Source organism: Mesorhizobium sp. WSM3868 (genome assembly GCF_002294785.1).
Classification (GTDB): Bacteria; Pseudomonadota; Alphaproteobacteria; order Rhizobiales; family Rhizobiaceae; genus Mesorhizobium.
Map to the genome: position 1 here is coordinate 129,864 of NZ_NSGB01000006.1, position 25,692 is coordinate 155,555.

Genomic DNA, 25,692 nt, shown 5'->3' on the forward strand with positions numbered 1-25,692 from the left:
TTCCCATGGTTCGCGTATTCCTCTCGGTTTGACCGGAGCACAACGCAACGCCTCCAAAGTCGATTAAGGCGGGCAGAGGGTTAACGGAGCGCTAACGGATCGCGGCTAATTTGATGTTTGTTCCCTGGAGACGCGAAACCGGCCCGGCCGGAGGCGCGGGGCCGGGTCTGTGTCGAGTATCGGGCGTATCCTCCGTGTCTTCTTCGGATTTCAGGCACATCGCTATCCGGACCGAAGCGGGAAAAGCCGAAAGGCTGTTCCGCGCCGCCGTGTCGGCCTTCTGCTCGCTGACGCGCCCGTCGCGGCGCGAAATCGCCCAACTCGAGGATCTGACGCTGCCGCTGTTCGACGAAGTGTCGGTCGAATCGCGCCGCTATGTCGCCGCCGCCCTTTCCGAATGCGAATATGCACCGGCCGCGTTGGTGCGGCGGCTGGCCGAGGAGCCGGTCGAGATTGCGGCGCCGCTGCTTACCCGCTCGAACGCGCTGAGCGACATCGATCTCATCGCGCTGATCGGCCGCCATGGCCTGCCCCACGCGCGCGCAATCGCTCGCCGCAAGGAACTCAACGCAACCATCGCCCACCTGATCCGCGCGCTGGAGAAGCCGACGCTGGTCAACACGCGGCCGCCGGAGACGGTCACGAAACTCGCGCCGGTGAAACCGGCCGCTTCCGCAACAGAAGACAGCCGCCCGGATCCCGGCGTATCTGAGGAAAGCGCGCGGCGACGCCTGCGCTCGATGATGCGGCCCGCCGGCGAAAGTGCCGCTGTCAACCTGTTCCTCGGACAGCCGACTTATCTGAAGCTGCGCGAGACGGCGCTGACGGGCAACCTTGCTTTCTTCCAGACAGCGCTTGCCGATGCGCTCGACATCGATTTTGCCACAGCCCGCTCAATTACAGAGCAATCGGGCTACGCAGCGCTGCTTGCGGCGCTCAAGGCGCTCGACCTAAGCGAAGACAGGGCCTTCCTGATCGCGGTCGCGGTCCATCCCGGCGAGTTTCCGCATCCCCAGGCAATCCGTCTGTTCCTCGACCGCTATCGGCTGCTGCATCGCGAGGCAGCGCTCGGCAAGGTGCGGGCCTGGAAAGCCGAAACGCTGTCTCGGGCGATCCGCGGCAATGCCATCGAGACAGGGCGCCACGCATCGAACAGCGATGACAAGGCCGCCGGCCGCAAGGCGTCCTGACCCAATTCCAGGGAAGTGCACAGCGTTTCCGTGGCCGGTCGGGACGCCGGGCCGCCGCCTCTATTCCGCCTTCACGGACACAAGCTCCTCGACCGGAACGGAGCCGGCCTCGATCTCGACCACCCAGATGTCGGGATCGAATCTCTTTTCCTTTTCCAGCCTTGCATCGAATGCCGAGCTATCGTCGCCAGAATCGAGCAAGGTGAAGAAGCGCTCGTCGGGCTTGGCCGAATCGTAGCTCGTTTGCGGCGCCGGTCCGTACAGAGCCACCTCGCCCAGCCGGCCGCGCGACAACACGAAGACGGCGCCGGCCTCGGTCGCGCCGCGCTTGACCACGGCAGCAAAACCGCCGGCGGTGAAGACACGGCGCAGAAGGGCCGATACCCACAGATCGGTAGTCACGCGCATGGCAGGGTTCCGGATGGCATGCGCGGTTCCTTACAGCATCGGCAATGGAACCGAAAAGCCGGCAGCCCTCAGTTTGTCAGGCCGATCTCGCGCATCTTGGCATAGACCACTTCGTCCGGCTCACCGGTCTCGGGCAGGCCGAACAGCGCCTGGAATTCCTTGATCGCAGACTTGGTCCGGGCGCCTACGACGCCGTCGAGCTGCATATCGTCATTGCCGAAGGCCTTCAGACCAGCCTGGATCTTGACGATGCGGGCGTCGGGCGCCTGCGTTGCGCCGTTGGCCGGGGCGGAGACCGGAATGGCCGCTGGTCCGGCGGCCTGGGCCGTCGCCCTGTCGGCCGGTCTCGGGGCCGGATGCGGAATGGCCGCAGTCGTTTGCCTGGCGCCAAGCTGATCGAGCAGCGCGCCGTCGATATCGCCGGAGGCGGGCAGCCCGACCTTGAGCTGATAGGCCTGGATGGCCTTGCGCGTGGCTGGGCCCGTGAGGCCGTCGACGGTGCCGTCGTAGAAATTGAGGTCCTTCAGTATGCCCTGCACCTGCTGGACGACCGGATCGGGCTTGGGAGCGGGCTGCGCCTGCCGCACGATGTTGATGGTGGTCTCCGGCTCATCCGAGACGGCATGCGGGAAATTCTCGATGCTCCTGGTGGCGAAGAAGGCGCTCGTGTGCGGAAAAGGCTGGTACCAGAGCGCGTTGGCCGAAACGTAGAAGAGCGTCACCAGGAAGGCGGTCGAGCCGCCGACCAGAACCGGGTTGCGCGAGATCATCTGGCCAACCGCCGCAGCGCTCTCGGCAAGCAAGCCACGCTCGGGTTCGACCACTTTAGGCCGTCTTGCGGAGCGAGCCATTGCTGTCCCCATTTGCATCCCCCTTCGGCTTTGCAATCGGCACCGGCAGCACGTCGGCCGGCGCGCCCGAGCGCCGCTTCGGTCCGTTCACCGGCAGGCTGATCGTCACCGTCGTGCCTTCGCCCGGGGCGCTCTCGATCGACATCGTGCCCTCATGCAGCGCCACCAGCCCCTTGACCAGCGACAGGCCGAGCCCGGTTCCCTCGAAACGGCGCGTATAGTCGTTCTGGATCTGCATGAACGGCTTGCCGAGGTTGGCCATATCCTCGTCGGCGATGCCGATGCCGGTGTCACTCACCCAGAAATGCAGCCGCGAGCCGACCCGCTTGGCGCCGATCACCACGCTGCCGCCGTCAGGCGTGAACTTCACGGCGTTCGAAACGAGATTGATCAGGATCTGCTGCACGGCGCGGCGATCGGCATTGATCTCGCCGGCGTCAGGCGCGATCTGCGCGCCGAGCGCGATGCTCTTGGCCTCCGCCAGCGGCCGCATCATCGAGCGGCACATGTCGGCCGCATCGGCGAAGCGGAACGGCTCGAGCTCGGTGGCATAGGCGCCTGCCTCTATGCGCGAGACATCGAGGATCGAGGTGACGACGGACAAAAGATGCTGGCCGGACTCCCTGACCAGGGCGACATATTCCTTCTGGCGCGGATCGCGGAAGGCGCCGAACATCTCGTGCAGCAGCATGTCGGAGAAGCCGATGATGGCATTGAGCGGCGTGCGCAGCTCGTGGCTGACCACCGCCAGGAAACGCCTCTTGGCCACTTCGGCGGCAGCCGCAGCCTCCCTCGCCGTGGCAAGCTCTTCGCGGAGCGCGGAAACCTCGTCATTCTCACGAAGGACGAAGGTGAAGATGTCCTGCTCCGGCGCGCCGCGCAGCAATTCAAGGCGGAACGGGCGGAAATTGTCGGCCGAGCCGCCACCGTCGCGCGGCAAGCGGATGCGCAGGTCGAGCCGGCGCTTCGGCGCGCCGTCGCGCATGTCCGCGAGGGCGGTGAGATAGGCGACGCGATCGGAAAGATGGACGCGCTCGAACAAGCCGGTACCGAGCAGGAGCTCCGGCGCCAGCTTCAGAATGGAACGCGCCTTGGCCGAAGCGTCGAGTACCTCGCCCTGGCGGCCGACGCGCAGCACGACGGCATCGATCGTCTCTTCGAGACGGTCCACCGCAGGCTCAGCCTGACGCGCATCGGCGGGATTGGCGAAGGCCGCCGCGCGCGGCAGGAGCGTAAGCGCCCAGGCAAGCGGCAGCAGCCAGTGCCAACCGGCGATCGCAGCCTCGCCTAGCGGCAGGAACTGGTTTGCGAAAGGCTGCAGCAGGATGGCGCCGAATGCCGCCAGCGCGCCTGAAGTTGCTGCGCGGCGCGACCCGGCGATCCACCAAGACTCGACCGGCAAAGCCACGGCAAGCAGCGCGACGGGCGACGCCAGACCACCCGCCGCGGCAATTGCGCCGGCAAGCGCGAGGCCGCCCGTCGCCACCGAGGCACGGCCGGCGAGCGTCATGCGGCCGGTGGCGGCAACCAGAAGCGCTGCGAACCAGCACAGACCGAAAGCGCCGAAGATCGCAGCCACGGTAACGGCGGCACCCAGACTTGAGGTGACCAGCGTCACCGCCGCACCCGCGGCGAGGAAGGGAGTGGCGAGCATGACGCCGATGAAGCGGCGCTGACGCAGGCGCTCAGCCTCGTCCGTGACGGTCGGATGAACCATGCGTTCGCAGCCGGCGGCAACCGCGCCAGGCAGAGGAACGTATCTGGCCGTAATCGAACTCAACGCACTCGGACCCGGTCGTGAATTGCCCTGCTTTTGCAGGTGACTCTTGATTGGATTGAAAGTCGCATCCAGCGTTTAAGGAATGGATAAGGCAGGGAAGGCGAGCGCCCTGCCCGCGGCAAATATCGGGACGCCGACACCCCAAAGACCGTCGATCTGCCGCCATGGTAAATGGAGCGTTAGCCACAGCGCGGCTCGCCTGGCCTCCCGAAAACCCAGTGCCGATGCTCGCCCTTTCCAAAATTTTTCTTTTGAAACAGCCGCATAGATGGTTATTTCAAAGTTAATACAGTGGATCAGATTTGAGTTAGATCAATAGCGAAAACCAATCCTTTCGACTTTATCTAAAATTTGAAGAAAATTCGCGGCTTCGGCGCAAGCCACGCTTCGCGCCTTCGTGCCATTGTCATGTCCATAAAAAGAGGTCATGCCCATGGATGCATGATCCGATCACGACGAGGCATCGAGATGGGCTTTCTGATCAGGATGGCTTTCTGGTTTTCGCTGGTGCTCTTGGCGCTGCCGCTCAGCGTCGGCCCCGACGAGGATGGCCGCGAGGCGGTCGGGCCGATCCAGGCGCTGTTTGCGGCGCGCGAGGCGGTCGGCGACATTGCCGGCATCTGCGGGCGCAAGCCGGATGTTTGCGAGACCGGCAAATCGGCCATGCACACCATCACCGTGCGCGCCAAGGAGACAGCCAAGATCGCCGCCGCCATGCTTGATGACCAGCAGTCGGAAAAGACGGCCGCGCCCGCTGCGAAGGTAGCGGAGACGTCTGGCGAGACCACCGGCAGCGTCGCCGAGGACATCGTCCTGCCCGCCAAAGTCAACATCCCGGTGATGCTGACGGCGAAAAACTGAGATTGCTTTTTCTGGAAATGCTCTAACGCCGCGGGCCCGCCCGACCTCTCGACGCCCGCGGCGTCTTTCTTTTTCCGTGACGTCGCGGCGCCGGGTCACTATATGCGGGCAATGACGACCTCGATCGAAACGATCCGCGACGATTTCTCCCTGCTCGACGAGTGGGAGGACCGCTACCGCTATGTCATCGAGCTCGGCGAGGCGCTGCCTCCGTTTCCCGAGGCCGAACGCACACCGGCCAACAAGGTGCCGGGCTGCGTCAGCCAGGTGTGGTTGACCACCGAGCAGGGAGAAGGCGTCGATCCGGTGGTCAGCTTTCGCGGCGATTCCGACGCCCACATCGTGCGCGGCCTTGTCGCCATCATGCTGGCGCTGTTCTCGGGCCGGCCGGCCAGTGAAATCCAGAACACCGATGCGGAAGTGACGCTGAAAGAACTCGGCCTCGACGAGCATCTGTCGCCGCAGCGCGCCAACGGCCTTCGCTCAATGGTCAAGCGCATCAAGCGCGATGCCGAAGCCGCCTTGAAGCAAACCGCCTGACTCTACCCAAGCCCGGCAACAAGCCGCACTGCGGCGGGTTCACCCGTTCGCAGCAAGACATCCGTGAAATACCTCAAAAGCAAAACGGCGCCCCGCGGGCGCCGTCGCTTTTGCCGACTTGCGGAAGCTGCTACCGGCGACCCTTGGGCTTGCGGCCGAGGCCCATCTTCTTGGCCAACTGCGAACGGGCGGCTGCGTAGTTGGGAGCAACCATCGGATAGTTGGCGTCCAGGCCCCACTTCTCGCGGTATTCTTCCGGGGTGAGGTTGTAGTGCGTCATAAGGTGGCGCTTCAGCGACTTGAACTTCTTGCCGTCTTCGAGACAGACGATGTAGTCGTCATGCACGGAGCGCTTCGGGTTGACGGCCGGCTTCTGCTTCTCTGCCGAAGGCTGCTCCGTCGTGCCGCCGACGCGGCCGAGCGCAGCATGGACGTCGGCAATCAGGTTCGGCAGTTCGCCGACCGGCACCGGGTTGTTGCTGACATAGGCCGCGACGACATCGGCAGTCAGCTCGATTAGCGCGTCCCCATTCCTTGAAGGTGTTTCGACGATATCCATTGTGCTCAGGCCCCAACGAGAGTTTGTTTTCTAGACTGCGCCCTTTTTCTGGATCGGGCATCGCGCGAAATTCATGCAGGCAAGCCCTGCGATTCGCGTCGCGTCATCTTAATGACCCTGTGCTGCAAGTAAGTCAATTCACCTATTGAATTATATTCGGCGATATTCATCAAATATTGCCCGTTCAGCTTCAAAAATTCGTGTGCCGTGTAACTTAGCGAGATTTTTTTGGCCGGACCAGTGCAGCCTGACGTGGCGCCAAGCACGCTTTTACACCTCTGGTCGCGTCAAAACAGGTTCTTTATGCTTGGCTAAACTAATGTTTGGCCGCCCGGTGGGCGAAGAATCCTATGGATCATGGCGCGGACATTCATCCTCGCGTCAAACAGCCAAGTCGCCTCGACGAACCTCTCAGTGGGGTTTGATGTACTTGCCGTAGACCCAGCCGGTAACAAAATCACCGTTCTGCGCCGGATCGTGCCAGACCTCGCACCAGCGGTAGCGGATCGCCTGCCGCTGCTTCCAGTGCGGTTGGCCGGCAATGTCGAGCAGATCTATCCCGCCCGTGCAACGGCCGGTCATCTGCAAGACAGTGCCATTCGGATAGGCCGCCTGTCTTTGCGATGTGTTTGACGGATACTTGCGCGCGTTGAGCGTGTCGCCGAACGGCACGCCAGCCACTTGCCAGGCCGCGAACACGGTTGCATGAGACTGGCCGGAAAAGGCCAGGACCGCCGAAGCGACAGCAAAAGCCACGGCGGCTCGAACATAGGATTTCATCTTTTCCCCTTTCGACTTACCTTGTGTAGACCACCTTAAACCCCGCCCTTTGAACCGCTGCTGAGCGACGCGTTCATTCGCCATTCAAGCAAATTTCAGGCAATTCCATAGCGAGACGCAATGACCAGAACCTCCGTCTTCCCGACCGCCATCCCGCCGCGGCCCGAGAAACGCCCCATCTTCGACGTTCATCACGGCATCACCCGCACCGATGACTACGCCTGGATGCGGGCCGCCAACTGGCAGGCGATGTTCAGGGACCCTGCACTGCTCGACGGCGCGATCCGCGCTCATCTCGAGGCCGAGAATGCCTACCAGGCAACGCTGATGGCCGACACGGCCGAGCTGCGCCGCAAATTGTTCGCCGAGATGAAGGGGCGCATCAAGGAGGACGACTCCACCGTGCCGATGAAGGACGGTCCCTACGCCTATGGCTCGTCGTTCAAGCTCGGCGGCGAGCAACCGCGCTACTTCCGCACGCCGCGTGATGGCGGCATTGAGGAGATCCTGCTCGACGGCGATGCGGAAGCCGAAGGCAAGCCCTATTTCCGTCTTGGCGGATTCGACCATTCGGCCGACCATCGCAAGCTGCTCTGGGCTTTCGACGACAAGGGCTCGGAGTTCTTCGCGCTGCGCGTGCGGGACATCGCCAGCGGGAAAGAACTCACCGATCAGATTCCGGATACAGGTGGCGGCGGCGTGTGGAATGCCGGAGACGACGGCTTTTTCTACACCCGCCTCGACGACAGCCACCGCCCGTCAAAAGTGTTCTTCCACGCGCTTGGCGACAATCCGGACAACGACCGGCTGATTTACGAAGAGACGGATGCCGGCTTCTTCATGGATGTCAGCGGCACGCGTTCCAACGACTGGATCATGATCGGCATCAACGATCATGAAACCTCCGAATACCGGCTTCTGCGCGCCGACGAGCCGTTCGCCGAGCCGAAGCTGGTGGCGGCGCGCGAGACCGGCCTGCAATATGACCTGGAGGAAGGTGGTGACGTCTTTTTCATCCTCACCAATGCCGACGGCGCCAAGGACTTCAAGATCATGACCGCGCCGGTCGAAGATCCGGTGCAGGCCAACTGGAAGGAACTGGTGCCGCACGAGCCCGGCCGGCTGATCCTGTCGGTGCTCGGCTTCAGGCACCACATGGTCAGGCTGGAACGCAAGGAGGGCCTGCCGCGCATCGTGGTGCGCGATCGGGCAAACGGCGAGGAGCACCTCATTGCCTTCGACGAGGAGGCCTTCTCGCTCGGCCTTTCCGGCTCCTACGAATACGACACCGAAGTCATGCGCTTCACCTATTCGTCGATGACGACACCGGCACAGGTGTTCGACTACAACATGCGCAGCCGCGAGCGCGTTCTCTTGAAGACGCAGGAGGTGCCATCGGGCCACGATCCGGAGCATTATGTCACGCGCCGGCTGATGGCGCCGGCTGCCGACGGCGAGCTGGTGCCGATCTCGCTGATCCACCATCGCGACACGCCGCTTGATGGCTCGGCGCCCTGCCTGCTCTACGGCTACGGCTCCTATGGCATCACGGTTCCCGCCGCCTTCAACACCAATTGCCTGTCGCTGGTCGACCGCGGCTTCGTCTACGCCATTGCCCATGTGCGCGGCGGCAAGGACAAGGGCTACGGCTGGTATGACGACGGCAAGCGCCGGCACAAGCTGAACACCTTCACCGATTTCATCGCCTCGGCGCGCCATCTCGTGGCCGAGCGCTACACGTCGCACGATCGCATCGTCGCGCAGGGCGGCTCGGCCGGCGGCATGCTGATGGGGGCGATCGCCAACATGGCACCCGAAAGCTTCGGCGGCATCGTCGCCGAGGTGCCGTTCGTCGACGTGCTCACCACCATGCTCGACGCCAGCCTGCCGCTGACGCCGCCGGAATGGCCCGAATGGGGCAATCCGATCGCCTCGGCCGAGGACTACGCGACGATCGCTGCCTATTCGCCCTACGACAATGTCGCGGCGCTCGACTATCCGCCGATCCTGGCGCTGGCAGGTCTGACCGACCCGCGCGTTACCTATTGGGAGCCGGCCAAATGGGTGGCGCGGCTGCGCGACCGCAAGGCGGGCGACAATCCGGTGCTGTTCAAGATCAACATGGAGTCCGGCCATGCCGGCGCCTCGGGCCGGTTCTCGCGCCTGGAGGAGATCGCGTATATCTACGCCTTTGCGTTGAAAGTGACCGGCAAGGCCTGATTTTTCCCTCGCAATCGCGAGCACCTCGCGCTACGCAATGCGCCTCGTTTTTGGTCGCGGCCGGTTCGGGCCGCGCCATCCGTCATTCGCAGGGTTCGTCATGCTGCTCGTCGACGTCTATCTCGACAAATCGCCCATCCAGGGCATCGGTGTCTTCGCCAAACACCGCATTCCAAAGGGCACGTTGATCTGGAAGCTCGATCCAAGATTCGACCGCCGCATTTCGATCGACACTTATGAGAACGAAAGCGGCCCGGTGAAGTCCTACCTCGATCGGTACTCCTATCCGGACAGGCGCGACCGGAATTATATCGTCTTCGAGGCGGACGATGCGCGCTACATGAACCATGCCGACGAGCCGAACTGCGACGTCTCCTCGCCGGAGGAAACCTACGCGCTGCGCGACATCGCGCCCGGCGAGGAACTGACCTGCGACTACAACCACTTCTTCGAAAACGGCTTCGATTTTTTGGGCGACCGCCACGCGTAATCGGAGCGACCGCGGACGAGGCGTCTCACGCCGAGAGCAATTCCGGCAAGCGCTCCATGGCCAATCTGCCGCGCAGATGTCGGATGGCGGCCAAGGCTTTGCCGGCGATGACGCCCAAAGCGACGCCGCCGGCGATCGCAAGCAGTTGGAAGCCTGGAGCCGGCAGCCAGCCTGCGACGGGTGCCATCAAAAGCTCCGGGACGAAGCGATGGACCAAGTAGATCGGGAAAGCCGCGACGGCTACCTGCATAACCGCCTGCCCCAAACCAGCAGGCAGGCGAACACGCGGCAGGTAAAGAAGAGCCGAGAGCGCCGCGAAGATCGTCAAATACTTGACCGTCGTACCCAGCCAGACCGACTCCCAAAAAGCTAGATACCCCAATACGGCAGTGGCAAATGCGGTCACGACGACTTTTCTGGCGGGAGTGTCGGCCAAACCGGCGCACCAGCCGAAGACCGCAAGGTGGAAGACCCAGTAGATCGCGAAGATCTGACGGCTGCCTAAGTCCAGGAACAATGGGACTGAGAAGCGCGCAGCGGCGGCAAACGCCAATAGTCCGATCGAGAAGGCAAAGGGTCGAGCCTGGGCGAGCTTGCGTAAAACCGGAACGCCAAAGGTGAGAGCGAAGACCAGCAGCGTCTGAGCATAGGCCTCGATGAACCAGTAGAGATACGGGATCATCTCGTGACGTTCCGGTTCGGCATAGCCGAAGTTGCCGGTAAGGGTCACCGAGGCCCAGGGCGCCGCCTGCCAGGCGAGGGAGTAAGCGGCGACTATGAGAAAATAAGGGATCAGGACGCCGATCGCAGGTTTCAGCGCGTACCGGATCCGACCGGCAAACAAATGGACCGACTGAAACCGCGCAAGGCTGTAGCCGACAAGCAGCATCATGATGCCGGAGCCGCCTGGGATAGGCCACAGCGTCTCGTGATGCACGACCACCAGCAGGATGGCGAAGGCCCTCAGCACGATGTCGACAGGCGTCTCGTTTGCCTGGTCCGGCATGAAAGACCGTTTCGCCGAATGAAGATTTGTCAGGTCTCCAACGCTTAGTCGTTCCCAGCCGTCCGGCAGTTCCAAGCCGAGCCGTTCGAGTTCCAGAGCCAATTGCAAGAAGCGAAGGGAATCTCCGCCGAGCGACACAAAGCTGTCAGCGCGGCCGACCGGAAGCGGATAGAACACGCGGGCATAGGCTCCGGGCACGCCGCCACGTTCGGAGCGGATTTCCGCCCGTCCCAGCAACATCTCGCGTTGCAGGCAGCTATAGTCGATCTTGCCCGAGGCTAGCCTGGGAAAGTCGCCGCGCGTCGAAACTCGAACCAGATTGGCGGGCAAGCGGCTGACTTCGGCCAGGATACGCTGTGCCCTGCCTGCCGAGCCGGGGCCGGTCACATAGGCCTGTAGGCCTCGATCGTCGCCGAGCACCGCGGCCGCAATGCCCGCCCGCTCTAGCGCCTGCTCCATGATATCGAAGCCGATCCTGAGGCCGGCAATCTTGGAAAAGCGGCTCTTGCGCCCGACGATGCGGAAGAAACCATGCTCGTCCTGGACGGCAATATCGCCGGTGTTCAGGGTCTCGACCTCAGCCCCGCGCACCAGATCGCAACGCTGCTCGGCGTAACCCATCATGACGTTCGGGCCGCGATAGACGAGTTCTCCAGGGATGCCCGAGCGGCTGACCGGCTCCCCCTTGTCGTCGACAATGCCGAGGCTGCCGCCTGGGATGGCGACGCCGATCCGCTCCTCCCGGTCGGACAGGCTCTCCGGCGGCACGAAAGCGATACGCGCCGTCGCCTCGGTTTGACCATACATGACGAAGAAACGCCCGCCCACGGCGCGCAAATGATCCCTGTACAGGCGGATGACGTCGGGGCTGAGCTGTCCACCCGCCACCGTCATCATGCGCAAACCCTTGAGCTTAGCGTCGCGGAAACGCATCCGTTCCAGGAGTTCGTAGGAATACGGGACGCCGGACAGATTGGTGCAGCCACCGTCGGCGATTATCTGGAGGAAATCGCCGTCCATCGCGGAAACACCGGGGAAGAGGATGCTGCCGCCGGCAATCAGATGCGAATTGAGAACCGACAGTCCGTAGGAATAGTGCAGCGGCAGCATGAGAGCGGCCCGGTCGGCGGACGAGAGTTCGAGATAAGTCGTGATGGCGCGCGCATTGGCTTCGAGATTGGCATAGGAGAGCCTGACCGCCTTGGCGGCGCCCGAGCTGCCGGACGTCATCAGCAGCAGCGCGAGATCAGGATGCAGCGGCTCAATGTCCCTCGCGGGCCGAGCTTCCTTCACGAGACGCCAGCGGCCATCGGCTCGGCGATAGGTGAAATCCGGCTGGAAGACCGCCAGGAAATCGTCCCAGACCCTTTTGTCGCAAGGCGGCAGCATGGCCACCGCATGACCCGCTCGCAGGGCTCCAAGATAGGCGACGACCGCATGCTCGGAGGGTTCCGCTGAGATAGCGACGAGCTGCTTTCCCTCATCCCCCAGCCGCGTGGCGAAGTGCTGCGCAAGGTCGTCGAGCTCCGCATAAGACAGGCTGCGCCCGTCGGCGAAGAGAAATGCTGCGCGCTGCTCGCCACGGGCGAATTCAGACACAAGGTCGAGAGAGTGCATGGGCAAGGCTTCGGTCCGCCTGGAAACTGGCCGAAGCGCGTATGATACATGACTATTAAAGTCAACTAATATGGACTTGAGACATCACAGGCAGATCGCATCGATGGTGTCGCGCAGCCGATATGCATCGGTCAGCTCGCCGGCTTGCGCGCCGGATAGCCGTTGGGATGCGGCGGGACGGCCTTCAGATAGGCCGCGATCGCGGCGCGGTCGTCGGCCGTCAACTGAGCTATGTTGCGCTGCACGTCGACCATGGCACCGCCGACGGAATCGAAATCCGGCGTGAAGCCGGTTTCGAGATAGTTGGCGATGTCGGCCTCCGACCAGTCCTTCGTGCCGCCTTGCGGGGTGATATTGGGCACCACGCCCGAGCCTTCGGCGGCCACGGCTCCCGCCAGCCATTCGGCCTTCTTGACGCCGCCGGCAAAGTCGCGCGGCGTGTGGCATTCGCCGCAATGGCCGGGGCCCTCGACCAGATAGCGGCCGGCCAGCACCTTGTCGGGCGCGCCCCCGGGCAAGGCAATGACCGGTTCAGGGCTGACATAAAGCCGCTTCCAGAGACCAATGCCGCGACGGATGTTGAAGGGGAAGGAGAGTTTGTGGCCGGGCGCCTTGCCGGCGACCGCCGGCAGCGTCTTCATGAAAGCATAGAGGTCGGCGACATCGGCCGGCTTCATGCGAGCATAAGAGGCATAAGGGAAGGCCGGATAAAAATGCTCGCCGGAGGGCGAAACGCCTTTCAGCATCGCATTGGCGAAGTCCTCCTCGCTCCAGGCGCCGATGCCGTCCTTTTGATCCTGTGAGATGTTGGGCGGTACGAAGGTACCGAACGGCGTCTTCAGCTCCAGCCCGCCGGCAAGCTCTAGGCGGGCATCACCCTTGGACCCCGGTTTGGCGTGGCAGGATGTGCAGCCGCCGGCAAAGAAGATGCGCTTGCCTTTCGCAGCATCACCGGGGCTAAGCTGCGCGACGGCCGCGGCATCAAGCCTGACGGGCGCTGACAACGCCCAGCCGGCGACCGCGCCGGCGCCGCCCAGCACGATGACGGCGCCGACGAGCTTCTTCAGCCACGCCATATCAGGCGATCAGCCCTTCTTGATCCTGTAGGTCTCATGACAGGCGCCGCAGTCGCCGCCGATGGTGTTGAGCTGCGCCTTGAGCGCATCGACATCGGCCGGCGGCGAAGCCACTGCCGCCTTGACGTCGGCCAGGAACTTGTCCCCGGCCGCCTTGAAGCCCGGCATGTCTTCCCAGATCTTCGGAGCCGCCGTGGTGTCGCCCTTGTCGCTGCCGGCCGGGAAAAGTTTCTCGGCATCGAATTTTTCGGCGTTCGCCTCCAACGCCTTTAGCGCCGTCAGCACAGCGGCGGCGTCGAAAGCCTCCTCGCCTTTGACGACCTTGGACAACTGGCCGGCGAGCTTGCCGCGTTCCTTCATCAGGGCCTGGCGATCCTTGATCGGGTCGGCATAAGCGGCCGAACCGGCAAAAGCGAGCAAAGAGATGGCGATGACAAGCTTTCTCATTCAATTGGCTCCATGGTGAAGAGAGTTCGCGACTAGACGTTAACGGGCGTTGCAGTGGAATTATTCCCTCCGCGCCGCAACGATTTTCTTGACTGGAATTGCCCTCCTGCGCCGGCAAAAGAAAAGCCCCGGTCATGCCGGGGCTTTTCGGAAAGGTCGATCAAGCTTTCGCCTTCTCGTAGAGTTCCACGACATAATCCCAGTTGATCAGGCTGTCGACGAAGGCTTCGAGATATTTCGGCCGCGCGTTGCGGTAGTCGATGTAATAGGAGTGCTCCCACACGTCGACGCCGAGGATCGGCGAAGCGCCATGAACCAGCGGGTTCTCGCCATTGGGGGTCTTCGAGATCGCGAGCTTGCCGTCTTTGACCGAAAGCCATGCCCAGCCGGAGCCAAACTGGGTGGTGCCGGCGGCGACGAAGTCCGCCTTGAACTTGTCGTAGCCGCCGAGATCGGCATCGACGGCCTTCTGCAGCGCGCCCGGCAGCTTGTTGCCGCCGCCGCCCTTCTTCATCCATTTCCAGAAATGGATATGGTTGTAGTGCTGGGCGGCATTGTTGAAGAGCCCGGCATTCTTGCCGAAGGACTGTTTCACGACCTCTTCGACCGACAGGTCGCCCATTCCAGCCTCGGCGGCCAGCTTGTTGCCGTTGTCGACATAGGCTTTGTGGTGCTTGTCGTGGTGATACTCCAGCGTCTCCTTCGACATGTAAGGCTGCAAGGCCTCGTAGTCGTAGGGCAAAGCGGGCAACTCAAAAGCCATGGATGGTACTCCCTCAGGAAAAGTCCGGTGAAACTACCGGACTAAGATAGGTCTGGAATGGGTTGGGACAACTCCGGAACGAAGCGCCGAACGCCTTTTTTGTCCGCTCAGGCGGCGGAAGTCGAATGCGCCCAATCCCAATAGAGCTCGCGCGCCTTCTTGGCGACCGGTCCTGGCTGAAGGCTGCGGTCCTCGATGCGCGTGATTGGCACCACCTTGGAATGGTTGCCGGTCGAGAAGATCTCGTCCGCCTCGAGGAAATCGCGGATCGACAGCGTCTTCTCGGTGGTCCTGAAACCATAGTCGCCGAGCAGGTTGATCGTGCGCGAGCGGGTGATGCCGGAAAGGAAGGTGCCGTTCGCGGCGGGCGTCATCACATGGCCGTCCTTGACCAGGAAGATGTTGGAGGTGCCGGTCTCGGCGACATTGCCCAGCATATCGAGCACCAGCGCGTTGTCGAAGCCGCGCATCTTGGCCTCGAGGATGGCGCGGCCATTGTTGGGATAGAGGCAGCCGGCCTTGGCGTTGGTCGGCATGGTCTCGATGGTCGGCCGCCGGAACGGCGAGACGCCGATCGAAAAGCCCGAAGGCGGAATCATCGGTGACTCGTAAAGGCAGAGACAGAAGCGGGTCGAGGACGGGTCGGCCGGCACGCCCATATAGCCGCCATGCTCGGCCCAGTACATCGGCCTGATATAGACGGCGGTCTTGCCATCGAATTTCTGCAGGCCGTCCCAGGTCAGCCCGACGATCTGCTCCGCCGTCATGGAAGGCTTCAGGCCGAGCGCGATCGCCGAGGCGTTGACGCGCGCTGCGTGACGATCGAGATCGGGCGCCACGCCTTCGAACCAGCGAGCGCCGTCGAAGACGCTGGTGCCCAGCCACATGGCGTGGCTGCGCGGTCCCAGAATGGCGACATTGCCCTCGTACCAGTCGCCGTCCACATAGGTCCATGTCGCGGACTGCGCCGCCGCCGCCAGTGTCATCGTTTGCCGTCCGTATGGATGAGTTCCGGCCGCCATAGGACGATGCTTTGACGGCCGGCGTCAACCGACATCGGAAAAAATCCTTGAGGCCAGAGGCACTTAAAGCACGGCGCACGAAAAGGGATGGGCCATGTGTGTTGGGTTTTTGTGTTATGCGATCCTTTCCGAAAACCGCTGCCCACTTTTGGGCGACATGCATTAACCGCAATCAGCGCTTGCGCGGCAAGGCCGGGCGCCGCAAAACTCTTCCTATGCATCATGCAGCCTATGTCTTCGACGCCTATGGCACGTTGTTCGACGTGCACGCCGCGGTGCGCCGCCATGCGGGCGAGATCGGGCCGGACGGCCAGCTTCTCTCCGAAATCTGGCGCGCCAAGCAGCTCGAATACTCCTGGGTGCGGACGCTGATGGGCGCCTATGCCGATTTCTGGCAACTGACCGAGCAGGCGCTGGACTTCGCGCTGCGCAAGGTGCCGTCGGCCGATCCGGCGCTCAGGGCAAGGCTGCTGGAAGCCTATTGGCGGCTCGACTGCTATCCGGAAGTGCCGGCGGTATTGAAGGCGCTGAAAGCCGCGGGAGCGAAGCTCGCGATCCTGTCCAACGGCTCGCCGGAAATGCTGCGGGCGGCGGTGAAATCGGCCGCCCTCGACCAGATCCTGGACGACGTCTTCTCGGTTGACGAGATCAAGCGCTTCAAGACCGATCCTTCGGTCTACGACATGGTGGTCACCGGCTGGCGGCTCTATCCGGGGGCGGTGTCGTTCCAGTCCTCCAACCGCTGGGACGTCGCGGGCGCCGCCAGGTTCGGCTTCCGCACCGTCTGGATCAATCGCGCCAATCAGCCCGACGAATACCGGGACTTTCCGCCGGGGCTCATCCTGCCCTCGCTCGAAGGCCTTCTGGCAGGGGTTTGAGGGTGCTGTTGCTGCAGTGCAACAGATGTGTCGCAGTCACAGCTTCGCCTTTGTTTGTCCACCCTGAGGCCAGAATTGGAACCGCCTATCACCGCCGACTGTTAACAGCTGCCGGCGGCCGGCCCGCGGATTCATGCATTCTTGCGATTAAGACCTAGAAAAGGCAACCATGTCAGACGCTTCCTTCCGCATCACCCGCCGTGGCTTCCTCAATCTCACGGCCCTTGGAGCTGCTTCGGCGGTTTCCGCCTGCTCGACCGCCGGTCCTCGCCCGGCAGCCGTGCAGCCGCCACCGCCGGCCTCTGTCGAGCCGCCGCTCGGCGACTACGCCACCATGTATGGGCCGATGTCCGACAACGGCTTCGACCTGCCGGCCATCCCGGTGAACAAGATCGATCACAGATATTTGCGCCAGATCGTTCCCGATCCGACCGGACAGCGCCCGGGCACCATCGTCGTCGATACCACCAACCACTTCCTCTATCTGGTGCGTGAGGGTGGCCAGGCGATCCGCTACGGCGTCGGTCTCGGCCGCGCCGGCTTCGAATGGTCGGGCGATGCGGTCGTGCAATGGAAGCAGAAGTGGCCGAAATGGACGCCGCCGGACGAGATGGTCGCGCGCCAGCCGGAACTGACGGAATACAGCGCCAAGAACGGCGGTATGCCCGGCGGGCTCAAGAACCCGCTCGGGGCGCGTGCGCTCTACCTCTTCAAAGGCAACCAGGACACGCTCTATCGTCTGCACGGGTCGCCGGAATGGTGGTCGATCGGCAAGTCGGTCTCGTCGGGCTGCGTGCGCCTGATCAATCAGGATATCATCGACCTCTATGACCGCGTGCCCAACAAGACGCCGGTCGTGGTCACAGCAGATGTCGGCCAGCCGATGGCCGACATGCCCGAGCGCCGGGCCATTCCGATCGACAACGGCGTGCCGGACGACTCTGTCCTGCTGGGGCCGGTGCCGCAGGAGAGCAGCGAGATCTTTTGATCCGGCGTTCGTCAGCGGTGCTTGGCGACGATATCCGCCAGCACCGCAACGCCGCGTCGCAACGCCTCCGCGTTGAGACCAGCATATCCCATGATGAAGCCCGTCGTTTCGGGCCGCGGCTCGGCCGGATCATAGAGCGGCGATACCGGATAGAGGCCGATCCCCGCAGTACGTGCGTCGGCTATGATCGCCGGCTCGCATCCAGAATCGATGCCGTTCAACCAGGCCACGACGTGCAGGCCCGTGTCGGCCCCAGAAACAGTCACCTTTGGCCCGATATGATCGGCCAGCGCCCGCAGCAGGACCTCTCTGCGCTCGGCATTTTTCCTGCGGATGCTGCGGACGTGGCGCTCGTAAGCGCCGCTCGTCAGCAGGTCGGCCAACACGTCCTGCTCCAGCATCGGAGCATGCCGGTCGGTCAGGCGCTTTGCCTCGCTGAAGGCCCGACGCAGGCCGGCGGGGACGACGAGATAACCGAGCCGCAAGGTGGGCGAGAGCGTTTTGGACAGCGTGCCGACATAGATGACCGAGCCTGGATCGAGCGTCTGCAGAGGCGGGATGGGGGCGATGTCGTGGCGGTATTCGCCGTCGTAATCGTCTTCGACGACATAGCGCCTGATGCCGTGGCCCAGGCCAGGAGGGAATGCCGCCGCGTCGCCGAAAGCACGCCGCCGAGCGGAAACTGGTGCGATGGCGTGACGTAAGCCAGACGGGCCGGCGGCAGCGCATCCGTCCTTATCCCGTCAGCGTCGACCGCAACTGGCACGGCGACGCCGCCCGCGGCCGTGAAGGCATGGCGGGCCAGCAGATAGCCCGGATTCTCGATCACGAACGGGTCGCCGGAGTCGAGCAGCAGCCGCGCGCAGAGGTCGAGCCCTTGCTGGGAGCCGTTGACGATGGCGATCTGGTCCGGCGCGCAGTTGATGCCGCGAGCGCGCCAGAGATAGGTTTGCAGGGCGCTGCGAAGAACAAGCGATCCCTGTGGGTCGCCATAACGCAGCCGCGCGCCGCGCCGCAGAATGGCTTTGTTCGAGGCCCTTCGCCAAGCCAGCACCGGGAAGTCCGCCCCGGACAGGTCGCCATAGCGGAAATCCGCAACCTTGGCGGGCTGCTGTTCCGCCGGCGAAGGCAAAGCCAGCAGCCTGCGCGCGAACGTCGAGAGGTTGCGTGGCGAGGCGGCCGCGATGGAAGCCGCCCCTGACGGCCTCTCCAGTCCCGGAGCCACAATGGCACGCGCGCCCTGCCGAATGATCAGATAGCCTTCGGCGTCGAGCTGGTTGTAGGCCGCCGTCACCGTGGTTCGCGACGCGCCCCATTCGGCGGCAAAGGCCCGCGACGACGGCAGCCGATCGCCGGGCCGGTAAACGCCGCTGTGGATCTGCGCCTTGATCGCCGCGATGATCCGGCGCGCCACGCCTTCCTGCTCCAACTGGACCATCGAAAACCTGCAAAACTGGATGTTCCAAGCAAGCCAGCTTTCCTGCATCTTTAAATGCAATGCAAGGAGTTTCCGCCATGTACATTCCGCCCGCCTTCCGCGATGACGACAGGGAGAGCCTCATGGCGACGATCCGCGCGGCACGGCTGGCGACGCTGGTCACCGCCACGGCGGAAGGACCGCAGGCGACGCCATTGCCGCTCTTGCTCAACGAGAGCGAGGGCGAGCATGGCACGATCTACGGCCATGTCGCGAAGGCAAATCCGCAGTGGCGCGCACCGGTGCTGGGCGAAAGCCTGGCGATCTTCATGGGCCCCGACGCCTACGTGACGCCGGCCTGGTATCAGACCAAGCAAGAGACCGGAAAGGTAGTGCCGACTTGGAACTACCTGGCCGTTCATGCCTATGGGCCGATCGAATTCTTCGAGGATGCCGACAGGCTGCTCGAGATCGTCACGCGCCTGACCAATCTGCATGAAGGCGGACGCCCCTCGCCTTGGTCCGTATCGGATGCGCCGCCGGATTTCATCCAGGCGCAACTCAAAGGCATTGTCGGCTTGCGCATGCCGATCACGCGGCTCCAAGGCAAGCGCAAGATGAGCCAGAACCGCAACGCGGCCGATCGCGCCGGTGTCGCCACCGGTCTAGCAGCGAGCGACCGGCCTTCGGATCGCGACGTCGCCCAACTGATCCCGTCTTGACATCCGACCCAGTCCAATTGCCAGCGAGCCGATCATGCCGGACCTGACACAATTCGCCTTGTACTTCGCCGCGGCGCTGCTGCTCGCCATCACGCCCGGACCGGGCATCTTCTATGTCGCCGCGCGCACCCTGGCCGGAGGCCGCGCTGAAGGCATCGCCTCCAGTTTCGGGACGGGCCTGGGCGGCATGGTTCATGTGCTTGCCGGAAGCCTGGGCGTTTCCGCCCTCGTGCTCGCGAGCGCCGAACTCTTTACGGCGCTGAAGCTGATCGGCGCCGTCTACCTCGTCTGGCTCGGCTTGCGCACCTTCCAGTCCGCCCGCCGCGAGGCAAAGGCAATGCTGGAAGGTGGCTCGCCGACGCCTGCGGTCGGCGCTGGCCGAGCGTTTCGCGAAGGGGTGCTGGTCGAGGCTCTGAACCCGAAGACGGCCGCCTTCTTCCTGGCCTTCATTCCGCAATTCGTGGATCTCGGCGCCGGCCACGTCGCCTTGCAGTTCATGGTGCTCGGCTTCGTGTCGGTGACGCTCAACACGCTGGCCGATATCGTGGTCGCCTTCGCGGCCGGCCGCATCAGGGAAGGCGCGGCAGGCCGTTCCGGCATCATACGCCGGATGCGGGAGGCGTCCGGCGGCGCGATGATCGCGCTGGGCATCGGGCTCGCCGTAGCCAAGCGCCCTGCCCTATGATTGCCGCGCCTCAGTTGGGCGCTATGGGGCCTCCTACCGCCCGCGCGCCAGGCTCCCTAGTATTCCGCGCACGATCGCGCGGCCGACAGAAGAGCCCACCGAACGCACCACCGACTTGATCGCGGCTTCGGCCACTGTCTGGCGGTTGGAGGACCGGCGGCCCGACCCTCCCAACACATCGTCGAAGCCCGGAATTGTCCAGCGCGAGCCGCCGGTGCCCGCCTGCTGCGCCTGCGCTTCGGCTTCCTGCGCCTCCCTGGTCTTCTTCTGCAGTATCTCGAAGGCCGAGTCGCGATCGACCGCTTGATCGTACTGCCCGGCGACCGGGCTCTCGGCAAGGACCTTGCGGCGCTCGTCGGGTGTGATCGGCCCGAGCCGCGACGACGGCGGACGAATCAATGTGCGCTGGACCATGGCCGGCACGCCCTTGTCCTCCAGCATCGAGACCAGCGCCTCGCCGGTGGCGAGCTGGGTGATCGCGGTGGCGCAGTCGAAATCCGGGTTGGGCCGGAAGGTGTCGGCCGCCGTCCGCACCGCCTGCTGCTCGCGCGGCGTATAGGCGCGCAACGCGTGCTGCACGCGGTTGCCGAGCTGGGCCAAAACCTTTTCCGGAATGTCGAGCGGATTCTGGGTGACGAAATAGACGCCCACACCCTTGGAGCGGATCAGCCGCACCACCTGCTCGACGCGATCAACCAGCACCTTCGGCGCGTCCTCGAACAAAAGATGCGCCTCGTCGAAGAAGAAGACCAGCTTCGGCCGCTCGAGATCGCCGACCTCGGGCAGTTCCTCAAACAGCTCCGACATCAGCCAGAGCAGGAAAGTGGCATAGAGCCTGGGATTCATCATCAGTCTGTCGGCGGCCAGAACGCTGATCGCGCCGCGGCCGTCGCGGGTGGTGCGCATCAAATCGGCGATGCGCAGCGCCGGCTCGCCGAAGAAGTTCGCGGCGCCCTGCTGCTCAAGCACCAGAAGCGTGCGCTGGATGGCGCCGACGGAAGGCTTGGTGACATTGCCGTAGCGTGCGCTGAGCTCGTCGGCACGCTCGGCGATGTTGGCGAGCAGCGCCTGCAGATCTTTGAGATCAAGCAGCAGCAGGCCCTCTTCGTCAGCGATGCGGAAGGCGATGTTCATGACACCTTCCTGCGCTTCGGTGAGGTTCATCAGCCGCGACAAAAGCAGCGGTCCCATTTCCGAGATGGTGGCACGGATCGGGTGACCCTGCTCGCCGAACAGATCCCAGAAGATGACCGGGTATTCCTGAAACTGATAGGGATCGAGCTTCACCTGCTCTGCACGCTTGACCAGGAAATCCTTGGCCTCGCCCATCATGGCGATGCCGGAAAGGTCGCCCTTGATGTCGGCGCAGAAGACCGGGACGCCGGCATTTGAAAAGCCCTCGGCCAAGACCTGCAGGCTGACCGTCTTGCCGGTGCCTGTGGCGCCGGTAATCAGGCCGTGGCGGTTGCCGTAGCGCAGCAGGAGTTCCTCGGCGCGCTGGTAGGAATCATCAGGCTTGCGGCTGGCGCCGATGAAGATGCTGTTGTGGTCAGCCATATGTCTGGTCTCCGCAATCTCTTCCGCCAAAAAACGCCCGGTCTCATGGAGGATAGTAACGCGATCGGCGGGCGACAATGCCCATCATCAATTTTGGCGCTATTCGAATTTGACGCTGGCATCGAAATCACCTTACTGAGCTTGCGGATTTTGCGCATGTTTGGCAATCGATTAGCGGCTGCCGGAACAACCGCGACGGATGTCGCATTGTGATATGCGGCGGGGGACCATAGACTGGTGGCTGATGCGGCCGAGAGACGAGGAGTGCGATGGGCGCCGGCGCCTTGACTAGGGATGTCGACCTTCCAGACCCGGACGCCAAGCGCTGGCTGGCGCTGGCGGAAAAAGCGCTTGCCGGCGGCGCTTTCGAACAGAAGCTTGTTTCGCACACCGATGACGGCATCCGCATCGAGCCGCTCAGCGAGCGTTCGACGACAGCCGAGCCGGTGGTGCGCACCAATCCGAAGTCGCCATGGATCGTCAGCCAGCGCATCGACGATCCGGATATCGCCCGCGCCAGCGCCCAGGCGCTGCAGGACATCGCTGAGGGCGCGACCGGCCTGTCGCTGGTTTTCGAGGGCGCGCCGAATGCGTTCGGCTACGGGCTGCCGAGAACCGCGGAGGCGCTGGAAACGGTGCTCGACGGCGTGCCGCTCAACCGGGTCCAGGTGCGCATCGATGCGCATCCGTGGAGCCGCGCCGTGGCGGATTGGCTGCTCGCCTTCCTGACCCGGCGCCGCTCCGATCCGGCGAAGCTCAACCTTTCCTTCGGCATCGACCCGGCGGCGATCTTCGCCGGCACCGGACGGCTGCGCACCTCGATCGAGGCGCTGCAGGAGTCAATGCCGCAATCGCTGGCGCATTTCTTCTCGATGGGCGTGCCCGGCGTGCTGCTCGAAGCGGACGGCCGCGTCTTCCACAATGCCGGCGCCACCGAGGCGCAGGAGCTCGGCACGATGATGGCTTCCGCCGTGTCCTATCTCAGGATGTTCGAGAAGGCGCGCCAGCCGCTGGTCTATGCCGCGCCCTATATCGGCTTTGCCCTCAGCGTCGACCAGGACCAGTTCCTGTCGATGGCCAAGGTGCGGGCGTTGCGCAAGCTCTGGGCGCGGATCCAGGAAGCCTGCTCGATCCCGGCCTCGACGGCGAACGTCCACGCCGAGACCTCCTATCGCATGATGGCGATGGCGGATCCGGAAACCAACATTCTGCGCACCGCGATTGCCGCTTTTGCCGCGGCGACCGGCGGCGCTGATTCCGTCTCGATCCTGCCGCATACCATCGCGCATGGACTGCCGGCCGGTTTTGCGCGCCGCATCGCCCGCAACGCGCAGCTGATCCTGGCGCATGAGAGCCATCTCCATCACGTGGCCGATCCGGCCAGCGGCTCCGGAGCGGTCGAGGCGCTGACCGACGGTCTTTGCTTGGCGGCCTGGGAAGAATTTCAGCGCATCGAGGCCGAGGGCGGCGTGCTCAACAGCCTGCAGCAGGGCAATATCCAGAACCGTGTGCAGACGGCCGCCGCGAAGCGCAATGCCGGCTATCGGGCCGGTGAACGCGGCATCATCGGCACCAGCTTGTTCCGCACCGGCAGCGAGCGCCCCGTCGAGACATTGAAAGCCGAACGCCGGCCCGCGCTGACAGAAGGCGTGGCGACCTGCGAGCCGCTGTTTCCAGTTCGCATCGATCAGTCGATCGGAGCCGGCTCATGATCCCGGATTTCAGCCAGATCGGCTGGTCGGCGCCGCGCCGCGCGCCGGTCGAGCTCAAGGGCCAGCGGATGACGCCGGAAGGCATCGCCCTGAAACACCTCTACACGCAGGCCGACCTCAAGGGCCTGGCCAATCTCGACACCTATCCGGGCCTGCCGCCCTTCGTGCGCGGCCCCTACCCGACCATGTATGTCCAGCAGCCCTGGACGATCCGGCAATATGCCGGCTTCTCGACGGCGGAGAAATCCAACGCTTTCTACCGGCGCAACCTCGCGGCCGGCCAGAAGGGCCTGTCGGTTGCCTTCGACCTCGCGACCCATCGCGGCTATGACAGCGACCATCCGCGCGTCGCCGGCGATGTCGGCATGGCGGGCGTGGCGATCGATTCCATCCTCGACATGCGCCAGCTGTTCGACGGCATTCCGCTCAACGAGATGACGGTGTCGATGACCATGAACGGCGCCGTGCTGCCGATCATGGCGCTCTACATCGTGGCGGCGGAGGAACAGGGTGTCGCGCAGAAAGACCTCGCCGGGACCATTCAGAACGACATTCTGAAGGAGTTCATGGTCCGCAACACCTACATCTATCCGCCGAAGCCTTCGATGCGGATCGTGTCGGACATCTTCGCCTATACCTCGCGGCACATGCCGAAATTCAATTCGATCTCGATCTCCGGCTATCATATGCAGGAGGCGGGCGCGACGGCCGACCTCGAACTCGCCTACACCATCGCCGACGGCATCGAATATGCGCGCGCCGGCGTCGCCGCGGGTCTCGACATCGACCGGTTCGCGCCGCGCCTTTCCTTCTTCTGGGCGATCGGCATGAACTTCTTCATGGAGGTCGCCAAGCTCAGGGCCGCGCGGCTGCTCTGGTCGAGCCTGATGAAAAAGAATTTTGCGCCGAAGGACGAGCGCTCGCTGTCGCTGCGCACCCATTGCCAGACATCGGGCTGGTCGCTGACGGCGCAGGATCCCTACAACAACATCACCCGCACGATGATCGAGGCGATGGCGGCAACGCAGGGACATACCCAGTCGCTGCACACCAATTCCTTCGACGAGGCGATGGCGCTGCCGACCGACCATTCGGCCCGCGTTGCCCGCAACACGCAGCTCATCCTGCAAAAGGAATCCGGCACCACGCGCATGATCGACCCGTGGGGCGGCTCGGCTTATGTCGAGCGGCTGACGCATGATCTGGCGGCCCGCGCGCTGGCTCATATCGAGGAGGTCGAAAACCTCGGCGGCATGGCGGCGGCGATCGAGAAAGGCATTCCGAAGCTGCGCATCGAGGAAGCGGCGGCGCGCACCCAGGCACGCATCGATTCCGGCGAGCAGGTGCTGGTCGGAGTCAATGCGCATCGCCCGGAAGCCGACATCGAGGTCGATGTGCTGAAGATCGATAATGCCGAGGTCAAGGCCCGGCAATTGGCGAAGCTGCAGCGGCTCAAAGGCACGCGCGACGTCGCGGCCCTGGAGGATGCGCTAACCGCCCTCACCCGCGCGGCTGAAAGCGGCGAGAACCTGCTCGAATTCGCGATCCGCGCGGCGCGGGCCAATGCGACCGTCGGCGAGATCTCGCTGGCGCTGGAGAAAGTGTTCGGGCGCCATGCAGCCACCGTGCAGACCATCTCCGGCGTCTACCGCGACGCGCTCGGCGACAATCCGGCGGTCGACCGGCTCAAGGACAAGCTCGAAGCCTTCGAGAAGAAGTCCGGTGCAAAGCCGCGCATCCTGGTCGCCAAGATGGGCCAGGACGGCCATGATCGCGGCCAGAAGGTGATCGCCAGCGCCTTTGCCGATCTCGGCTTCGACGTCACCGTCGGACCGATGTTCCAGACGCCGGAGGAGATCGCAAAGCTGGCGGTGCAGCATGATGTCGACATCATCGGCGCGTCCTCGCTTGCGGCCGGACATCTGACCCTGATCCCCGAGCTCAAGGAGGCGCTGAGGAAGCTCGGCCATGGCGACATGCTGATCGTCGCCGGCGGCGTCATCCCGCCACAGGATTACGACGCGGTCTTGAAGGCTGGGGCGGCGGAAATCTTCCCGCCGGGCACCGTCATCCCGCAAGCGGCGGACAGGCTGATGGATCGATTGCTGGCGGTTGGATAGCCT

Annotated in this window: 25 protein-coding genes; 12 read left to right on the plus strand and 13 right to left on the minus strand. The window is 63.9% G+C overall.

Annotation, left to right across the window (positions count from 1 at the left end; all coding sequences use genetic code 11):
- The first annotated feature begins 194 nt into the window (after positions 1 to 194).
- Positions 195 to 1,190 carry a DUF2336 domain-containing protein gene (locus CK221_RS12220; protein ID WP_095777900.1) on the plus strand — a complete coding sequence of 332 codons (996 nt, stop codon included), beginning with the start codon at positions 195 to 197 and terminating at the stop codon, positions 1,188 to 1,190.
- A 60-nt stretch (positions 1,191 to 1,250) separates the two neighbouring features.
- On the opposite strand, the gene CK221_RS12225 is transcribed toward CK221_RS12220, so the two are convergent.
- From CK221_RS12225 to CK221_RS12235, 3 genes are all read right to left on the minus strand, one after another.
- Positions 1,251 to 1,598: a DUF1491 family protein gene (locus CK221_RS12225; protein WP_066997648.1), complete on the minus strand. Its 348-nt coding sequence runs from the start codon at positions 1,596 to 1,598 to the stop codon at positions 1,251 to 1,253.
- Between the two features lie 68 nt (positions 1,599 to 1,666).
- Positions 1,667 to 2,449: a peptidoglycan-binding protein gene (locus CK221_RS12230; RefSeq protein WP_095777901.1), complete on the minus strand. Its 783-nt coding sequence runs from the start codon at positions 2,447 to 2,449 to the stop codon at positions 1,667 to 1,669.
- Positions 2,424 to 4,166, minus strand: a complete 1,743-nt coding sequence (locus tag CK221_RS12235) for a PAS domain-containing sensor histidine kinase (protein WP_095777902.1) — start codon at positions 4,164 to 4,166, stop codon at positions 2,424 to 2,426. The genes CK221_RS12230 and CK221_RS12235 overlap by 26 nt, the downstream gene beginning before the upstream one ends.
- A gap of 531 nt (positions 4,167 to 4,697) precedes the next feature.
- On the opposite strand from CK221_RS12235, the gene CK221_RS12240 reads away from it, so the two are divergent.
- Positions 4,698 to 5,090 (plus strand): DUF5330 domain-containing protein, encoded by a 393-nt coding sequence (locus CK221_RS12240; protein ID WP_095777903.1) that lies wholly within the window; start codon positions 4,698 to 4,700, stop codon positions 5,088 to 5,090.
- A 111-nt stretch (positions 5,091 to 5,201) separates the two neighbouring features.
- Positions 5,202 to 5,630, plus strand: coding sequence for a SufE family protein (locus CK221_RS12245; protein WP_066997661.1), 429 nt, complete (start codon positions 5,202 to 5,204; stop codon positions 5,628 to 5,630).
- A gap of 130 nt (positions 5,631 to 5,760) precedes the next feature.
- Here CK221_RS12245 and CK221_RS12250 read toward each other — a convergent pair whose 3' ends face one another.
- Both CK221_RS12250 and CK221_RS12255 read right to left on the minus strand, forming a co-directional pair.
- Entirely contained in the window at positions 5,761 to 6,189 is a 429-nt protein-coding gene (locus tag CK221_RS12250) for a MucR family transcriptional regulator (RefSeq protein ID WP_067320912.1), read from the minus strand.
- 411 nt (positions 6,190 to 6,600) lie between these two features.
- A complete protein-coding gene (locus CK221_RS12255) occupies positions 6,601 to 6,969 on the minus strand; it encodes a hypothetical protein (RefSeq protein WP_066997667.1) in 369 nt (122 codons plus the stop codon).
- Positions 6,970 to 7,089: 120 nt separating this feature from the next.
- On the opposite strand from CK221_RS12255, the gene CK221_RS12260 reads away from it, so the two are divergent.
- Both CK221_RS12260 and CK221_RS12265 read left to right on the plus strand, forming a co-directional pair.
- Positions 7,090 to 9,189 (plus strand): S9 family peptidase, encoded by a 2,100-nt coding sequence (locus tag CK221_RS12260; protein WP_095777904.1) that lies wholly within the window; start codon positions 7,090 to 7,092, stop codon positions 9,187 to 9,189.
- A gap of 100 nt (positions 9,190 to 9,289) precedes the next feature.
- Positions 9,290 to 9,679: an SET domain-containing protein-lysine N-methyltransferase gene (locus CK221_RS12265; RefSeq protein WP_095778015.1), complete on the plus strand. Its 390-nt coding sequence runs from the start codon at positions 9,290 to 9,292 to the stop codon at positions 9,677 to 9,679.
- Between the two features lie 25 nt (positions 9,680 to 9,704).
- Here CK221_RS12265 and CK221_RS12270 read toward each other — a convergent pair whose 3' ends face one another.
- From CK221_RS12270 to CK221_RS12290, 5 genes are all read right to left on the minus strand, one after another.
- Entirely contained in the window at positions 9,705 to 12,302 is a 2,598-nt protein-coding gene (locus CK221_RS12270; protein WP_095777905.1) for an AMP-binding protein, read from the minus strand.
- Positions 12,303 to 12,433: 131 nt separating this feature from the next.
- Positions 12,434 to 13,378 (minus strand): cytochrome c, encoded by a 945-nt coding sequence (locus CK221_RS12275; RefSeq protein WP_095777906.1) that lies wholly within the window; start codon positions 13,376 to 13,378, stop codon positions 12,434 to 12,436.
- Between the two features lie 9 nt (positions 13,379 to 13,387).
- Positions 13,388 to 13,825: a cytochrome c gene (locus CK221_RS12280; RefSeq protein ID WP_066997679.1), complete on the minus strand. Its 438-nt coding sequence runs from the start codon at positions 13,823 to 13,825 to the stop codon at positions 13,388 to 13,390.
- Between the two features lie 160 nt (positions 13,826 to 13,985).
- Positions 13,986 to 14,588 carry a superoxide dismutase gene (locus CK221_RS12285; RefSeq protein ID WP_095777907.1) on the minus strand — a complete coding sequence of 201 codons (603 nt, stop codon included), beginning with the start codon at positions 14,586 to 14,588 and terminating at the stop codon, positions 13,986 to 13,988.
- Positions 14,589 to 14,695: 107 nt separating this feature from the next.
- A complete protein-coding gene (locus tag CK221_RS12290) occupies positions 14,696 to 15,574 on the minus strand; it encodes a branched-chain amino acid aminotransferase (protein WP_095777908.1) in 879 nt (292 codons plus the stop codon).
- Positions 15,575 to 15,825: 251 nt separating this feature from the next.
- On the opposite strand from CK221_RS12290, the gene CK221_RS12295 reads away from it, so the two are divergent.
- Both CK221_RS12295 and CK221_RS12300 read left to right on the plus strand, forming a co-directional pair.
- Positions 15,826 to 16,488, plus strand: coding sequence for a haloacid dehalogenase type II (locus CK221_RS12295; RefSeq protein WP_067320889.1), 663 nt, complete (start codon positions 15,826 to 15,828; stop codon positions 16,486 to 16,488).
- Between the two features lie 169 nt (positions 16,489 to 16,657).
- Positions 16,658 to 17,476, plus strand: coding sequence for a L,D-transpeptidase (locus CK221_RS12300; protein WP_095777909.1), 819 nt, complete (start codon positions 16,658 to 16,660; stop codon positions 17,474 to 17,476).
- A gap of 11 nt (positions 17,477 to 17,487) precedes the next feature.
- On the opposite strand, the gene CK221_RS31250 is transcribed toward CK221_RS12300, so the two are convergent.
- Together CK221_RS31250 and CK221_RS12305 are read right to left on the minus strand one after the other, a co-directional pair.
- The gene (locus CK221_RS31250) at positions 17,488 to 17,877 is read right to left on the minus strand and encodes a hypothetical protein (protein WP_348628431.1); all 390 of its coding nucleotides are present in this window, start codon (positions 17,875 to 17,877) and stop codon (positions 17,488 to 17,490) included.
- A 17-nt stretch (positions 17,878 to 17,894) separates the two neighbouring features.
- On the minus strand, positions 17,895 to 18,914 hold the full coding sequence (locus CK221_RS12305; RefSeq protein ID WP_348628432.1) for a PLP-dependent aminotransferase family protein: 1,020 nt from the start codon (positions 18,912 to 18,914) through the stop codon (positions 17,895 to 17,897).
- A 77-nt stretch (positions 18,915 to 18,991) separates the two neighbouring features.
- Between CK221_RS12305 and CK221_RS12310 the strand changes: the two genes are divergently transcribed.
- Positions 18,992 to 19,615, plus strand: a complete 624-nt coding sequence (locus CK221_RS12310) for an FMN-binding negative transcriptional regulator (protein ID WP_095777910.1) — start codon at positions 18,992 to 18,994, stop codon at positions 19,613 to 19,615.
- A 34-nt stretch (positions 19,616 to 19,649) separates the two neighbouring features.
- The gene (locus CK221_RS12315; RefSeq protein ID WP_095777911.1) at positions 19,650 to 20,300 is read left to right on the plus strand and encodes a LysE family translocator; all 651 of its coding nucleotides are present in this window, start codon (positions 19,650 to 19,652) and stop codon (positions 20,298 to 20,300) included.
- A 33-nt stretch (positions 20,301 to 20,333) separates the two neighbouring features.
- Here CK221_RS12315 and CK221_RS12320 read toward each other — a convergent pair whose 3' ends face one another.
- On the minus strand, positions 20,334 to 21,857 hold the full coding sequence (locus CK221_RS12320; RefSeq protein WP_095777912.1) for a helicase HerA-like C-terminal domain-containing protein: 1,524 nt from the start codon (positions 21,855 to 21,857) through the stop codon (positions 20,334 to 20,336).
- On the opposite strand from CK221_RS12320, the gene CK221_RS29740 reads away from it, so the two are divergent.
- Genes CK221_RS29740 through scpA form a run of 3 tightly spaced genes read left to right on the plus strand, consistent with a single transcriptional unit; the run spans position 21,858 to position 25,689 of the window.
- Complete coding sequence (locus CK221_RS29740; RefSeq protein ID WP_143749033.1) at positions 21,858 to 22,070, plus strand: hypothetical protein; 213 nt, start codon at positions 21,858 to 21,860, stop codon at positions 22,068 to 22,070. It begins immediately after the preceding gene.
- Positions 22,071 to 22,126: 56 nt separating this feature from the next.
- Positions 22,127 to 23,569, plus strand: coding sequence for a methylmalonyl-CoA mutase subunit beta (locus CK221_RS12325; RefSeq protein ID WP_095777913.1), 1,443 nt, complete (start codon positions 22,127 to 22,129; stop codon positions 23,567 to 23,569).
- Positions 23,566 to 25,689, plus strand: coding sequence for a methylmalonyl-CoA mutase (scpA, locus tag CK221_RS12330; protein WP_095777914.1), 2,124 nt, complete (start codon positions 23,566 to 23,568; stop codon positions 25,687 to 25,689). The genes CK221_RS12325 and scpA overlap by 4 nt, the downstream gene beginning before the upstream one ends.
- Positions 25,690 to 25,692: the final 3 nt, after the last annotated feature.